We start from the raw sequence: 15,672 nt of genomic DNA, 5'->3' as shown, positions 1-15,672 counted from the left end.
ACTCAGCCATGCGGGCCGCGGAGGATCGGGCGTTCGCCTTCCCCCGGGGATGAGAACCACGATCTGGTGCGGGGAGGCGAGTCCGGCCGTCCGGGAGCGGCTCCGATCGGAGCCGTGTCCTGTGGCGAACCGGTGCGCCTGCTGTGCCACGGTACCGGCACCGGAGCAAGGTGCATATCCCACGAGACAAGCGACGTACGCGACATAGCACCGAATGGACCGAGGTAACCGATGTCGCGTGTGGTCATGGTGGGAGGTGAGCTTTCAGCGGCGGCCAGCACCCGGTCCGCGACCCCGCGCAGCGCATTTATGTATCCGCCCCGGGCGGCAGGATCACGGATCAACTGGCTGATACTGTGCCGCGGGTAGTCGTTGCCCGTCGATCCCGACTGCCGGGCCGTCTCCTCGGCCAGTGTTGCCGGCAGGCCCACCGTGTTCCACACGACCTCCACCGGGGTCACCGAGGCATCACCCGTGCGGTGCAGCCGCCAGCTCATCCGCTCGTCGAACACGGCCAGGTCGTAGGAGCAGGACGAAGAACGGAAGTACTCCTGCGAGTAGAGGACCACGAGAGCGCGACAGTTCATGGCCGGTGTGTGGGGCGGTGGTCCGCCTCTGACGTCCAGTCCCCGGTAGTCGGCGATCACTCCGTCGAATCTGCGGTCGCGGCCCAGCCTGCCGCGGATCTCGGCCTGTAAATCGAAACGGAAGCACTCGACGTCCGCTCTGCCAGTGCCTCTCACAGCATGGCTGATGAAGAAGTACGGGACCATGCCTCGCCCCCCCCGTTCCCGCCCCTGGGTCCCCCGGATCATTCCTCTGATCAGTGCAACGGTTCTACATCGGCAGGCATCCCCATGATAGGGATAATCGCCTCTCCTGTAACCGCCTTGTGACAGTCCTTCGCAAGAGCGAGGAGGCTGCCGGTGACACGATCGCGCACGTGCTCGATCAGTGCACGTAGATCCGCGCAGTAGCACGACGGATTGTCGAAGCCGTTCTCCGGTCGGTATCGGTTCACGCGCAGCCCTCCGCCGCAGACATCCACGACGGCACAGTCACGGCACTGCCCGCAGAGACCCGCGACCCCGACCCGCTCGGCGGTGAAGCCGGGATGGGTACCAGCCTCGTCGAACCCGTGCGCGTCGATGTGATAGCCGGTGTGGGCGGCCCCCTCGTGCACCGCCTTGAGGATGTCGTTCTGCTCGATGCTCCCGTCCGGCTGCACCACCACCACGTCGGAACCGAGCGCACCCCACACCTCGCTGGTGCTGGCCCCGCCCAGATGCAGATCGACGAGCGAGTCGAAGAGTCGTACCGGGACCTCCCGCACCGGAGCGTCGTACCAGCGGTCGAACGCGGCGGCGAACCAGCGCGCGTACGGTACCTCCCGCCCCGCAGGCAGACCGGGTGGCGGGAACTGCCAGGTGCCCAGCGGCATCAACAAGTCCAGTGCGGGGGGTTCGTGCGCCAGCAGGGCCTCGTAGGTGTCCACCGGATCGTCGGTGAGGTCCACCGTGCACAGCAGACCGCCGTACAGCGAGCGGTACTCGGAACTGCGCAGCAACTCCAGGGCTTGTACGACATCCGCATGGGTGCCCCGGCCCGAATGGTGCCTACGTCTGCGGTCGTGGGCCTCCCGGGTGCCGTCCAGGCTGACCCCGACTCGGATGTCCCAGCGCGCGAACAGGTCCAGGAAACGCCGGTTCAGGAGTGCTCCGTTGGTTTGCACGACCAGATCGAGTGGAATGTCCAGACCGCGCCACGCGGCGTGCAGCGCTTCGGCGAAGCGGCCGATCCCGTGTGGTCCGGCGAGCAGCGGTTCACCGCCGTGCAGCATCACCCGCGCCTCGGGGGGCCGGTGGCGCTCCACATGCTCGGCGATCCGCCACGCCGTCCGGTCCATGACCGCGTGCGGCATCATCCGGGGCTGGGCCGACCAGCTGCTGTCGCGCAGCGCGTACACGTAGCAGTTGGGGCAGGCGAAGTTGCATCTGCTGTGGAGCTTGACGACGAACTGGGAGAACGCGGAGGAAGCGCGCGGCACACCTGATGCCGGTTCAGATTGCACTTTCCCACCTCGGAGCGACGGTCCCGCCCGAAGTCGCCCTCGTTGCCTCCCCTGACGTTCCGCGCCCCTCGGCCCGCCGCCTCAGCAGGGCCTCGACCACCGCTGAACGCGGCATCCGCTCCAAGTGTTCGACGGACACCAGGCCCGCCAGAACCTGTAACTCGCCTAACTCACCCGGGTTTTGGGAGGTACGACTCCCCGTCCCGCTCTTCATGGCGCTCAGGCCCCCATTCCCCCGCGTCTCCCGTCCACGAAGCGATCGGACGGGCCACAGACCCTGCTAAAGTCCGGGACTCGTGAGCCGTCGGCGAATACTCCCCGTACGCCTGACGTGTGCCCGTACGCCTGACGTGTGCGCCCGTCAGGCTCTCTTCACTGTACCCAGCACGGTCAAGTAAGCCTATCCTCGGTAAACGGGGTCCACCGGACCGACTGGAGCTACGACGTCGCGAAGCCCATGTCCGAGCCAGTGAGAGTTTCGCCCTGCCGGACTACCGGCGGCAGTCTGCGAGGGGCGCGTGGATCGATCCGTCAACTACTTCTACACCAGCTGCACCCGAAGCGACGGCTGGCCGTCCATCAGCCGCTTCCACGCCGACCTCGAATACCGGCTCAGGGCCCAGGAAGGCTTGTGGGTGAGCGGTGTCCTGGGGCCGCAGACGGGCTCGGGGCCAGTGCTCGAGAGCACCATCACCCAGGTCGGGGTGATGCTCGCGCTCTATTCGCGGGAGTACTTCGCCGACCAGAACTGCGGTCTTGAGTGGGCGGTCTTCCAACGCCGAATGCGCCGCCATTCCGAGCTCAGCAACTCGGATGTCTCCGAGTGCTTGGTCCCGATCGTCTGGGAGCCCGTTCCGCGGGATCTGAGGCCTCGTGACACGCCCGACCCCGAGTGGCCGTGCGGAGCGGAGTGGGACGACGGACACGGAATCCGACAGTACGACAGCCAGGGGCTGTCGGGGTTGATGCGGTCGGACAGCCCGGAGGCGAACGAGACGTATTTCTCGTTGATAGGGGAGTTGGCCAAACGGATCGCGGAGGCCCAGCGCTGCGGCCTCACTGTCATCGAGAGCGCCGAACTCCGTGACACCCAGCCCGCGTTTGGCTACAAGTCGCACGCACGCCAGGCCACCCCCACACGCAAGCCGGTTGCAGCGGGCCCCGGACCGATCGGCAGGGACACCACCGCCCGGACGCCGTGTCCCGCCGTCCCTTCCGTTCCCGTCGCCATCAGCTATGTGGGGGCGGACCAGCCCTGGGCGGACTGGATGGAGGAAGTCCTGGAGCAGGGCGGCCACTACGAGGTCCGCCAGGTGCGCTGGGAGACCGAGCGCGAGTCGCTGGCGGAGACCGTGCAACGGGCGAGGCTCCTGGCCGGCCGGGTGGTCGTCGTCTTCTCCCGCAGCTACTTCACCGCCGGTGCGACCCAACTCCTCGACTGGGAGACCGTGTTCGTCGGCCCGGGCAAGGAATGGCTGATCCCTGTCCAGATCGACCAGGGGGCCCGCCCGTTGCTGGTGCGTAGTGGCGTACCGGTCACCTTGCTCAACGGATCGGACGAACGCGAGGCGCAGCGCTTGCGTGAGCTGGTGCGCGAACCGGGACCACCCGTGCCGGGACAGCGCGAGGGGGACACCCCGTGACCTCCCGCCTCCTTCGTACCTCGGCCACCGCACCGCCCCCCATATCGAACATTCCCCGGCAGGACCGTCCCTTCCGGGGCCGCGACGAGGAGATCGCCGCGTTGCTCAAGCTCTTCACGCAACACCGCACCGTGCTGCTGCACGACAAGGAAGCGCCGGTAAAGGGCTTCGGCAAGACTCAGATGGCCATCGCCTACTGCCTTGCCTACACCCGCCGTTACGACGTGGCGTGGTGGTTCTTCTGCGAGGGCGAGACCGATGACGACCGGCTGTGCGGACTGATCGACGATCAGTCCCGGAAGCTGCGCGAGCAGTGCTCACAGGCCTTTGACGCGTGCCCCGAACGCAGACCCGACAAGCACTGGCTGTTCATCTACGACGACGTGCCGAACCCCGACCAGATGTACGACCACTTCGTCCCCGGCACGGGCCATCGGCTCGTCATCTCCCGTTCCCGGGGCAAGGCTTGGGGGGAGAATCGGCTGGAACTCGGTGGTCTCAGTTCCGGGCAGGCTGAGGCACTGCTCCTGGACCAGGCCGACGAGAAACTCGACTCCAAGCAGGCGGAGAACTTGGCGAACCTCAGCAAAGGGCATCCCCGGCTGGTGCTGGAGTTCGCCGACAAGGTGCTCCAGACCGACTACGAGCGCTGCCTCCGCGACCTGGTACCGATACCGGTGCAGGGCACGGACACACCGCCCAGCGGCATCATGGTGCTGCCGCACACCCGCGATGGAGACTCGCCAGGGACGCCGCTCACCCAGGCGGACAAGCGGACCCTCATACAGGCGCTGCTCAACTCTCCCGTGAACGGCTCCCGGGAGACGTACGAGGTATGGCTGGAGTCCGCCCGTCTCACGATCAAACCGCTGCCTCTCCTGCCGACGAGTGACGGCGGCTCGCTCAAGATCCGGATCATCTCCGTCGTCAACTTCGCTCTGTCCCAGCCGACTTCGGTTGTCCTGTCTGCCCTCGCGGACGCTCTGGAGGAGCACGGGGACGAGCCTGTGATCGCCGAGGTGCGGCGACTGGTCGACAAGGCCGTGGACTCCTGGAACGGCGATCGGCGACGATAGGACCCCGCAGGGCAGCCGCCGGGAGGGGCCATGACACCGCCGCCGTTCTTCTTCACGAGCTACGCGGTACGACGGGCTGACAGCTCGCTCGTCGCCCAGTTCCATGCGCGGCTTCAGGAGGAAGTGGAGATCAAACGTGGCCGGTCGGCGACCCACGCGGGGTTCCTCGACGCGGGAACCTTGGAACTCGGCGTCGGGTGGCGAGGAAAGCTCGCCTGGGCGTTGGGGAGCACCCGGTTCCTGATTGCGCTGCTCTCCGACGACTACTTCGACCGCGAGTGGTGCGGACGCGAGTGGGCGGTCATGACGGAGCGGGTGCGCCGTGCCGGTGAGCCGGAACCGGTCGCTGTACTGCCGCTGTTCTGGGTACCGGTCGCCCGGGAACTGCCCGCCGAGGTCGCCATGCTGCAGTACCGCATGCCGCGGCTCGGGGCCGCATACGCGGACAGCTGTCTGGTCGACATAATGCGGGGCGACCGGCAGGCGTACGAGAAATTCGTTATTGAACTGACCGACTACATGGTCGAGTCGGCTACCCCGCCCCTGCCGGAGCTGGATGCCGAGACCGCCGAACGGTTCTCTCCCGCGTTCGGGTTGTCCGCCGCCTCCCCGGCCGCCAAGCCGCGTACGCTCCAGGCGCCGGCACCCGACGCGGTGGCGCCCTGTGGTCGGCGTCATGAGGGCCCTGCCCCCATGAGTCCCCGCGAGCGACGTGAACTCATCGAGCTGATCCTGGAATCCGTGGTCTGCCGCAGCCGCGAAGCGTGGGACGTGTACATGGACTCCATCCGCGCACTGGTCCACCCCGAGCCGGTGAACGTGCTGAGCGACGGCGGCCAGTACAGGACACGGGTGGTCGCCCTGGTCACCGCCGCTTTGAAGCGACCGACTCCCGCCATTCTGCTGGCCATGGGCGATGCCCTGGCGGACCAGGTGGGCGAGACCGAGGCGGAGCCGGTGCTGAACCGGGTGCGGAGCGCCGCGGTCGAGTGGCCCGGGGCCTGACGGATCATCGGACCTTGGGGAGACCCGACTGCGCCCTCTGCACAATCGCCGGGGCGCCACGTTCGCCCGCGTCACCCCTGAGGACCATGAAACCCGAACCCGTGAAGCCTGGTCGACACTACGGCCATTGCGCTGACGCGGACCGTACTTCGGGTCGCGCGGGCGGCGGACCGCCTTCCGGGCCGCCGGCCTGAACGTCGTGAACTCAGGGGGCGTGCGGCCGCGAAAGCCCGGAGGGAGTGGGCGTCAGCCGATCAGTACGGCGGTGAGGAAGACGACATGGGCGACGCAGAGACCGCCGTAGAAGAGCAGGAGCGTTGGGGATAAGACCGACTGCCGCAACGCCACTTGACCCGCGTAGGGGCGAGGGTCCATGGAGAAGGGATCCACGGTGCTCCCAGGCCGCCTGACGTCGTCGTAGAGCATGCGGAACAGCCGTTCCTGGTACAGGAAGTAACCGTCCAGGAACCAGAACGCGACCAAGACGGCCAGCGCAGTCGCAGCGATGGACCCGCTGGCGCTGCTTGCCGCGAAGGCGAGGAGACCGGCGGTCAGAGTCAGTGCCCAGCCCTTCACCAGGAAGGAGTTGTTGCCAAGGCGCGACACAACCCCCTGGAGAAACTCAAGATGCTTGACTTGATCCGGGTCGAGAACCTGACGGCGACTGCTGGCGGGGTTCCCCACATCCCTGCTGCTCATCATGGGAGATTACCGCTCGCCGATGACCGCATTCGACCAATCGCCCAACACGTGGGAAGCAGGTCCGCCTCCTTGCCGATGAGGGATTGGCGTCTCGGAACCTCGGTGAGGTGCGCGGTCGGCCCCGATGGACGGAAGCCCGGCGGAAGTTGATGCCGCACACGGCCTGTCGTAGCCACAAGCATGATGACCGTTGGCACCTGTCGATCCCATGCTGCTTCTACTGCGTCGATCGCCCCCGTGACGCCATACCGGAGCGGCTGACACCACCCGCTGAAACATCTCCCACAGCTCGTCCGGTACCGGGCGCTCCACCATCGAGATCACGGGAGCCGACCTAATTGTTACATATTGTGAAATTTGTTCCTTGAGGTCAGCCGAGCTGACGAAGTCAACCGTCGTGACCCTTGGCCACCTCGAATTGGTTTTGGTTCGGCACGAGAGCTTGGCGGGCATTCTGGCTTCTAGGGGGTGCGGTAGATGCCCGGACCGTTGCGTTACATCGATGCTGTGCGACTGCTTGGGGGGAACGGACCAGCCTTTGACGTGTTGGACCGCGTTGTAGGCGGAGCTTTGACAACCACCGTCGGGGCCGCGCCCGAGCTAGTGCTCGCGCTCCTGGGCGCTGACGCCCAACTCGCCCAGCTCAGCCGTTCGCTGGTGTCGAGCGCGACCGAGCGGATCCATAGCCTGGGCCGGTTCGAGCGCACCGAGCGCCTGGCCGCCGCGCACGCAATCATAGTGGTGGCCGCCTACAGTGACGCGCTCGCGCGCGTGCGCCTGCCCTTCGATGAGCGGGAACTCACCCTGACGCGAACCGATTCCCTGAGGCTGGCTACCGGTGATGCTCCGGAGTCCCACCGGCTCGTCGCCGCCGCCGAACACCTTTTGCAATCTCGGTTGCCGTTGCCTTCCCCACACGAGCCTTATGAGATGACTCTCGCCGCTCTGTACGGTTTCTACGTCTCCATGTCCCGGCACGCGGAGACGTATGTGTCCGGCCTGGCGGTCTGGGACGGGTTGACACCCGAAGCGCGGCAGGAGGTGCATGCGGCTCTGCGCGAGCGCATCCCTCACACTGCGCTGACGTGTTACGAGGAGATGTTCCGCCAACTGGCCGCGGATTTTCCGGATGTGGGGATCTGGGCCGATCGCGTAGACCACCGAGCGACTCGAGCTGTAGTGCGCCACCTGGAGGAAGCCGTCACGCGGCTGGCCGACGGGCATCTTCCCGCTGATCGCCTAGCCGCGCTCCGGCGTGCTGGGAGTCTGCTGTACGACGCCCCGGTTCTAGGGGCGGAGAACACTGCTGCGGGTTTGATGATCCCCAGCCTGCGTGAGGCGTATATAAGCCCGGACTTTCGGGTGGCGGGGTTCGGCGCGGCAGACCGGCTGACCAGCCAGTCGTGGTGGCAGCAGCAGGACGTGCGTCCTGGTCTGGAAACGTTCTTCGAGGCTCTACTGACCGCACCCACGGCGGTTGAGGTGCCAATCGTGTTGCTGGGTCTTCCAGGTTCCGGAAAGTCGGTTCTGACCAACGTGCTTGCGGCGCGGCTTCCCGCCGAGGACTTTCTTGTGGTGCGGGTCCCCCTGAGGGACGTGCCCGCAGACTCGGGGGTGCAGCATCAGATCGAGGCGGCGATAGGCCAGGCCACCGGCGAACGGGCCATGGGATGGGCCGATGTCGTCCGCGCGGCTGGCACCGCCCTGCCGGTTGTCCTCCTGGACGGGTTCGACGAATTGCTTCAGGCCACAGGAGTTCATCAGTCCGACTACCTGGAGAAGGTGGCGAACTTCCAGCAGCGTGAGGCCGCGCTCGGCCGGCCGCTCGCGATCGTGGTCACAAGCCGAACTGTCGTCGCTGACCGGGCAAGGCTGACGACTGGTGGGATCGTGATCCGACTCGAGTCCTTCAATGCTGCACAAACTCAGCAGTGGCTAGAGGTGTGGAACCGCAAGAACGCGGACTATTTCAACAGTCATGGCCTACGCCCGCTCGCGGCCTCGCAGGCTCTCTCCCAAGCCGCTTTCGCAAGTCAGCCCCTCCTGCTGCTCATGCTGGCGCTGTACGACGCCGAGGACAACGCCTTCCAGCAAGACGTGGGCAAGTTGGTGAGCTATGAGTTGTACGAGCGTCTGCTGACCCGATTCGCGCGGCGTGAGGTCCTCAAACACGAGATCCAGTTGACCGACGACGACCTGGCTCGGGCAGTGGAATATGAGTTGTTGAGGCTCTCGGTGGCTGCTTTCGGGATGTTCAACCGCGGTCGGCAATGGATCACTGAGGAGGAGTTAGAGGATGATCTGCGGGCACTGTTGCCGCAGCAGGCGCCCCAGTCAGCCGGATTGAGGGCTGCCTTGACCAGTGCACAGACGCTCCTCGGGCGCTTCTTCTTCATCCATTGTGCTGAGGCCATCCGTGACGACGTGCGGCTGCGGTCCTACGAATTTCTGCACGCGACGTTCGGCGAGTTCCTGGTCGCGCGGTTCATCTCGCACGAGCTGCAGGACCTGAGGACAAGCGAGACGACTGGGACTCGGAGATCCCGACGTTCCCGCGTTGATGACTCGTTCCTGTATGCGCTCCTGTCGTTTGCCGCATGCACGGGGCGTGGACCGGTCGTGGCTTTTCTGATGGAGGCATTGCGACCACTGCCGCTATCCGACCGGGAGGACCTGAGCCGACTGCTCTTGCCGGTGTTCCATGAGTCCCTGAGTGCCCGACTGGCTGTCTCGTATGCTTCCTACCGGCCCAGCATGCCTTCTGCCGCCGCTGCTCCGGCCTTCTACCACGTCAATGTGCTGACGCTGCTGCTGATAGTGAGGGGCGATATGTCGGCGCGAGAGCTGTTCCCCGCTTCCGAGGATCCGGTCCGCGCGTGGCGAGATTCGGTACTGCTCTTGGAGTCGCAGCTGCGCGAGTTCGAATGGCGTGCGCTGGCCAATCGCCTGCGTCTGGAGCGCACGTGGGAGGGGTGCGAACGCAGCTTCACCGTCCGGTTGGGTGAAGACGTCGATGCTGAGGAGGAATGGGGACTGATGGGCGCAGCTCGGGATTCACGCTCGGTTGACCCATTCTGGATCTACAACTATGGGCCTGGCACCGGAAGGCGCCAAAGAATGAGTGGTAATGGTTGGCGGCACACCAGTCAGCATGAGGTGAAACGGGACGCCTACCTTCGCTGCGACCCGGGAACTGACGCCTTGTTGGACATGGCTCAGGCCCTGGATGAAGTCGACCTCGGCCTGACCCTGACCAGCTATGCCGATCTGCCCGGCGGCGACACACTCTCCTGCGCTCGGCTCCTGCTGCGGTTATGGAGTACAGGTGCCACGTTCTCTGCCGCGCACCGGGATGCACTATGGGCCACAGGGCATGCCTACAATCCAGACAGGACTGACTTCCTCAAGCACTACCTGGCGGTAGTGCTGCGCCAGTGGGACCTGGCCGGGCACCAGGTACCCCAGGACTGGGTTGCCCGGGCCCACAACCTGATCGATACACACACCTCCGCCGAATCGCACGCACTCGCCGAAGCATTCGACCTTCTGCTCGACGAAATGCCGCACCCGCCCCCCTAGCCCCAGCGTTGGGCTTGATCCGCTTGACGGATCTGAGATCAGGAGTTCTGCCCCGGGAGTATGTCCATCATGGTCACGTCCGTGGGAGTGGTGTATTGACGGCCACTCGGTGATCTCGTTTTGAGGCTGTGCGGTGAGTTCGGTGGGCAGGACGGTCTCGTCGTTTTCTGACTCGATCGGGTGGAGACGGGCCTTGGCAAGGAGTTCGACGCCCATGTAGCGACGGGCCTCGGTCCACTCGTCGTTCTGCTCGGCCAGGATCGCGCCGACCAGGCGGATCAGGGCGGTGCGGTCGGGGAGGATCCCGACCACGTCGGTGCGACGCCGGATTTCCTTGTTCAGGCGCTCCTGCGGATTGTTCGACCAGATCTGCCGCCAGATCTCGCGCGGGAAGGCGGTGAATGCCAGCAGATCGTGCTGTGCGGTGTCCAAGTGGGCTGCGGCCTTGGGGAACTTGGCCTCCAGGGCGTCCAGGACGTGCCGCATCTGGGCCTGGACAGCCGTCGTGTCGGGTTGTTCGAAGACGGTCCGCAGCAGCGTGGCCATCCACGGTTGGGCAGATTTCGGAACCCGGCTGAGCAGATTTCGGGCGTAGTGGGTTCGACAGCGCTGCCACGATGAACCGGGCAGGACCGCGCCGATCGCGGCGACGAGGCCGGTGTGGGCGTCGGGAACGACCAGCTGGAGGCCGGACAGGGCGCGAGCGGTCAGGGAGCGGAGGAAGGCGGGCCGGCCGGCGCCGTCCTCGCTGAGGCGACGTCGATGCCGAGGCTCTCGCGGTGGCCGTCGGCGTTGACGTCGACCGCGATCAGTGCGTGGACGTTGATGATGCGGCTGCCCTCGCGGACCTTCTGGGTCAGTGCGTCGACCCGGACGAACGCGTAAGGGCCTTGGTCCAGAGGCCGGTTGCGGAACGCGGCAACCTGTTCGTCCAGATGCTTCGCCATCGCACTGAACTGGGACTTCGACAGCTGGGTGACGCCGAGGGAGGCGGCGAGTTTCTCGACCCGGCGCGTGCTGACGCCGAGCAGGTAGGCGGTGGCGACCACCGAGATGAGGGCCTGTTCGGCCCGGCGGCGGCGTTCGAGGAGCCAGTGCGGGAAGTAACTCCCGGACCTGAGCTTGGGGATGGCCAGTTCCACGGTCCCGGCCCTCGTGTCCCACTCGCGCGGGCGGTAGCCGTTGCGGTAGTTGACGCGTTCGTCGCTGACCTGCCCGTACTCTGCGTTGCGGAGGGCGTCCGCCTCCGCGGACATGAGCGCGTCGGCGAACGTCTTGACCGTCGAACGCAGCAGATCGGCACTCGCCGCGGCCAGGTTGTCTTCCGCGAGGGCGTGCAGGGGCAGACTGTCTGGCGCGGTCATCGTGCTGATCTCCTTCGAGGTTTAGACACTTCGAAGATCAGCCGGTGGCCGTTCAGCTATGCGGGCACCATCCCGATGCCGGAGCAAACCCCCGGATCGGGTCGAACCCGTACACCATCTCCATGGACGCAACCAGTCTCCCAAGATCGCATGCCGAGAGGGCTGCACTGGATCCGCAATCATCGCCATGTCGCACGGCGGTTGAGGAGTGTGGGAGGGGAACCCACTGATGGCCGGCGTCTTTCGTAGAGGTGAACGAACGAGATTCTTTGCTCCTGCCTAGTTGACCGATTGCCCGATCTTGGAAAGTTCCTTGAGCTTCGATTGAAGTGCCCCTGCCATGCATGCTTCTTGATCGCCGGTGTTTGTGATTGGTGTGTCAAAAACCTAGGGGTGGGTTGTGGGGGAGTCCGGGGGAAGACGTGTGCGGTCGTCGCGCACGGCATGGCTGGCTGCAGTTGTTCTGTTGATTCAGCCAGTCGTGGCGGCTGCCATGTATCCGGCAGCAGCTGACGTTCGGGATGGCGGTTCCACCACCGCAACGTCTCTTTCTCCGGAGGCGGCTGCCTCGCAGAAGGCGGCGGCGGACGGTTCTCCGGTGGAGGTCACCGACGACCGCACGGAGTACGCGACGACGTACGCCAATCCGGACGGCACGACGTTCACGCAGGATCAGTCGACCGTGCCGGTGCGGGTGCGGCAGGGCGACGGATCGTGGACGGCCCCTGATCCGACCCTCGAGGTTCGGGCAGACGGAACGGTCGGCCCGAAGGCGGCGGTGGTGGACCTGGCGTTCTCCGACGGCGGCGACGGCTCGGGGCTGGTGGACATCACCCGGGGCGGCAAGTCGTTGCGGCTGGGCTGGCCGGAGACGCTGCCGAAGCCGACGCTGGACGGGGCAAGCGCGGTCTATGCCGATGTGCTTCCCGGCGTGGACCTGCGGATGACGGCGACGACGGAGGGCTTCCGTGAGCTGCTCGTCGTGAAGACTCCGGAGGCGGCCGCGGACCCGGGGCTGACGAAGGTCGCTTTCTCGCTTCAATCCGACGGGTTGACGGTCGCGCCGACCAGTGGCGGCGGTATGACCGCCGTAGACGGCAACGCGCGCCCGGTCTTCACGGCTCCTCCCGCGCTGATGTGGGACTCGCAAGGAGATGCGACCACCACCGGGACGGCTGCCCAGTTGGAGCGGACGGACGCGGCCACATCGACCGCCGACCCGTCCCCGTCGGCCACCACCACGGAGCCTTCCACCGGCACGCAGGACGACGGAACGGCTGGGCCGGGTGACGGCGACGCGTCGGCGGTGCTGCCGGTACAGGTGAGTTCGGACTCGCTGGCCGTGGTGCCGGACGCGACTCTGCTCGGGAACACCGACAGCAGCGCGTTCCCGGTCTACATCGACCCCAGTGTCGGCCTGGACCAGACGGCGCACACGTATCTGCGTTCGGACGGTGTCTCCGACTTCAACTGGAGCAACGGCAGCGACAACGAGGGAAAGGGCACGGGCCACTGCTCCTCGTGGGAGGGGTACTACTGCGGTCCCGGCTACACCGAGCGACTGTACTTCCAGTTCTCGCCGAGCGGTCTGGCGGGCAAGAAGGTGCTGTCCGCGACGTTCAGGGCCACCGAGAGCTGGTCGTTCACGTGCGATGCACGCTGGGTCGACCTGGAGCGGACCGGCAACATTTCGTCGTCCACCACTTGGTCCACCCGTCCCTCGAATCTGGGGACGATGGCAAGCCGTGACGTCGCGGCGGGCCGCAGCTCACTGTGTGATCCTTCTCAGCCGCCGGCTCCCATCGAGTTCAGCGGTTCGAGCCTGACGACTGCGGTCGGGAACTTCGCGGCGGGGAAGTTCTCCCGGTTGACGCTGTTGGTGAAGGCCCGGGATGAGACGGACACCAGTGCTTGGAAGCGGTTCCGGGACGACGCGGTGCTGTCGGTGACCTATGTGGGGCTGCCTGGAGTGCCGACGAAGGCGGGCATTGTCGAGGGCAGCGGTATCAGCTGCGAGACGGATTCCACCGATCCAGACGTGATAGCCGACCCCACTCCCAGCCTGAGCGCGACGGCGTGGACGGCGACGGGCGGCGGCAGCGGGGCGAGCCTGCGGGCGCACTACTACATTCAGCAGAAGAACAGCGATGGCACTTGGTCGGTGGCGACCGAGCCGGTTCGGCCCACCAGCGGTTACGTCGGCAACGGCGTCGTGCTGACCTATCCGTCGCCGATCACGTTGTCTGAAGGTCCCTTGTACCGGCTGGCGGTATTCAGCCGCTCGTACTACGACAGCGGTGACAGCTATCTGGAGTCACACAGCACGGTGACCACCAAGGGCTGGTGCTACTTCAAGGTGGACACCACCGCGCCCAAAGCGCCCACGGTGACCTTCGGCAACCCGTACTCCGAGTGCACGGCCAACACGTGCGACGCAGCCGGGGGCCCCGGAGTCGTGGGCCAATTCACCTTCTTGCCTGCCACCGGGGACAGCAACACCGCCTACGAATACAAGCTGGCGACCGCGACCACCTGGTCCCAGCCGATCTCCGGAAGCACCGTCACCAAAGGGATCACACCCCAACTGGCGGGCACGCAACAGCTTCAGGTGCGGGCGCAGGACAGTGCCGGGCGCTGGGGTGCGAAAACGATCGTGAAGTTCAACGTCGCCGAAGGCCAGACGGCGATCGGCCGCTGGCACTTCGACGACGCGGCTCCAGGCTCCGCTGTGTCCACGGCCGCGGACACGGCAACGGAAGGGACGCGGCACGCGGCCACCCTGTATACGAGTGGCTCCGGCTGGTCGTCGCTCGCCCGCCGGGGTGACGGAGACCGGTCCCTGTGGTTGAACGACACCTCCGACGCCACGCGCCAGTCCGGGTACGCGGCCACAGCTGCTCCGGTTGTCAACACGCAGTCGTCGTTCACCGTCTCGGCCTGGGCCTACCTGGCGGACGGGTCCGACTTCCGCACGGTCTTGTCGGAGACGGGCAGCGACGGTTCCGGGTTCACCCTCTACTACTCGTCGAGCGTCCAACGCTGGGTGTTCCTGTGGAGCTGGTACGAGGGCGGTGTCCGCAAGTACCTGGGCACGAACGCCGACTCGGCTGGTGTGCCGCTGAAGACGTGGACGCACTTGACCGGCGTCTACAACTCCGATGCGCGCACCATCTCCCTGTACGTCAACGGTCGGATGCAGGGTTCGCCGGTGGCGCTGCCCATCACCTCGGACGCCACGGCCACCGACGGCACCCTGCAGTTCGGCCGGGCCAGTTTCACCCCGGGCACCTACCTGAATTACTGGCGGGGCCGGGTCGACGAGGTAGCTGTCTGGCAACGGGCCCTGACCGACGACGAGATCGCCACCGAGGACGGCCTGCTCGACTCCAATGGCGCGTCGAGCGTGGAACTGATGGGCGCCTGGAACCCGGACGGTGCGAGTGGCACCACGCTGGCGGACACCACATCCGGATATGGCCGCACGCTCACGCTGTCCGGCGGCGCCTCGCTCGACGGTCAGAGCATCGTTTTGAACGGTACGGACGGCGCGGCCACCAGCCCCGCCCCGGTGCTCGACGACACGGCCTCGTTCACTGCCACCACCTTGGTCGACGTGGACAGCGATGCCCTGCTGACCAAATCCGTTGGCTACACGGCCCAGGTCATCGGCCAACGCGATGCGGACGGTTCTTCCTGGGGCTTCTGGTACCAGTTGACCGGGACCGACCTCGACCCGGACACCGACACGACCATCCCGGTCGGTAAGTGGTACTTCGGCAGGCTGAACACCGATGGCAGTTTCGACGGAGTGGTCTCCGACGAGGCGGCGGTACTGGGAAGCCCGGTGCGGATGACCGGCGCCTACGACGCTCCGTCCGGCACGATCCACTTTTACCTCGGGCCCGATGAGAACGGCTTCGACGTCACCCATCCCTACACGGCTGCAGCGGGATCCGGTGAATTCGCGGCCGGTGAGGGATACACGGGCGGAGCCTGGGGCCACTACCTGCCCGGCAAGATCAGTGACATCCGGCTGTGGGCAGGTGCCATGGCCGGTCCGCAGCAGATCATCGACACCATCGGGGACTGACCCCGAGACGGACACGTGGTGGGGCGGCAGACAGTCGCCCCACCAGACCCCACCCCCAAGTCCCTTTGTTTCTCTCCTTTTTGGCGTCCACAGGTGGCCGACGGCGGTCCCGGGACGTGTACGCGGCAGACGTCCCACAGCT

At 66.2% G+C, this 15,672-nt stretch carries 8 protein-coding genes and 1 pseudogene; 5 read left to right on the top strand and 4 right to left on the bottom strand.

Going from position 1 to position 15,672, the window contains the following annotated elements; translation table 11 throughout:
• Positions 1-2: 2 nt before the first annotated feature.
• Both OG504_RS13410 and OG504_RS13405 read right to left on the bottom strand, forming a co-directional pair.
• Entirely contained in the window at positions 3-773 is a 771-nt protein-coding gene (locus tag OG504_RS13410) for a hypothetical protein (RefSeq protein WP_405990022.1), read from the bottom strand.
• 50 nt (positions 774-823) lie between these two features.
• Positions 824-2,071, bottom strand: a complete 1,248-nt coding sequence (locus OG504_RS13405) for an FxsB family cyclophane-forming radical SAM/SPASM peptide maturase (RefSeq protein ID WP_405990021.1) — start codon at positions 2,069-2,071, stop codon at positions 824-826.
• Between the two features lie 518 nt (positions 2,072-2,589).
• On the opposite strand from OG504_RS13405, the gene OG504_RS13400 reads away from it, so the two are divergent.
• From OG504_RS13400 to OG504_RS13390, 3 genes are read left to right on the top strand one after another with little or no spacing between them, the layout of a single operon-like run.
• The gene (locus OG504_RS13400) at positions 2,590-3,714 is read left to right on the top strand and encodes a TIR domain-containing protein (RefSeq protein ID WP_405990020.1); all 1,125 of its coding nucleotides are present in this window, start codon (positions 2,590-2,592) and stop codon (positions 3,712-3,714) included.
• Positions 3,711-4,790, top strand: coding sequence for a hypothetical protein (locus tag OG504_RS13395; RefSeq protein ID WP_405990019.1), 1,080 nt, complete (start codon positions 3,711-3,713; stop codon positions 4,788-4,790). The genes OG504_RS13400 and OG504_RS13395 overlap by 4 nt, the downstream gene beginning before the upstream one ends.
• Positions 4,791-4,820: 30 nt before the next feature.
• Positions 4,821-5,795, top strand: a complete 975-nt coding sequence (locus OG504_RS13390) for a TIR domain-containing protein (protein WP_405990018.1) — start codon at positions 4,821-4,823, stop codon at positions 5,793-5,795.
• 246 nt (positions 5,796-6,041) lie between these two features.
• On the opposite strand, the gene OG504_RS13385 is transcribed toward OG504_RS13390, so the two are convergent.
• A complete protein-coding gene (locus OG504_RS13385; RefSeq protein ID WP_405990017.1) occupies positions 6,042-6,401 on the bottom strand; it encodes a hypothetical protein in 360 nt (119 codons plus the stop codon).
• Positions 6,402-6,974: 573 nt separating this feature from the next.
• Between OG504_RS13385 and OG504_RS13380 the strand changes: the two genes are divergently transcribed.
• On the top strand, positions 6,975-10,076 hold the full coding sequence (locus OG504_RS13380; RefSeq protein ID WP_405990016.1) for an NACHT domain-containing protein: 3,102 nt from the start codon (positions 6,975-6,977) through the stop codon (positions 10,074-10,076).
• Between the two features lie 129 nt (positions 10,077-10,205).
• On the opposite strand, the pseudogene OG504_RS13375 reads toward OG504_RS13380, so the two are convergent.
• Positions 10,206-11,440, bottom strand: a pseudogene (locus tag OG504_RS13375) (IS256 family transposase); the annotation flags it as partial.
• A 493-nt stretch (positions 11,441-11,933) separates the two neighbouring features.
• Here OG504_RS13375 and OG504_RS13370 point away from each other — a divergent pair.
• Positions 11,934-15,530 (top strand): LamG-like jellyroll fold domain-containing protein, encoded by a 3,597-nt coding sequence (locus OG504_RS13370; protein ID WP_405996327.1) that lies wholly within the window; start codon positions 11,934-11,936, stop codon positions 15,528-15,530.
• The last annotated feature ends 142 nt before the right edge of the window (positions 15,531-15,672 follow it).

Origin of the sequence: Streptomyces sp. NBC_00986, assembly GCF_045162565.1 — a bacterium.
Lineage (GTDB): Bacteria > Actinomycetota > Actinomycetes > Streptomycetales > Streptomycetaceae > Streptomyces.
Note: the sequence above shows the minus strand (reverse complement) of the source record. Positions and strands in the feature narration are given on the sequence as shown.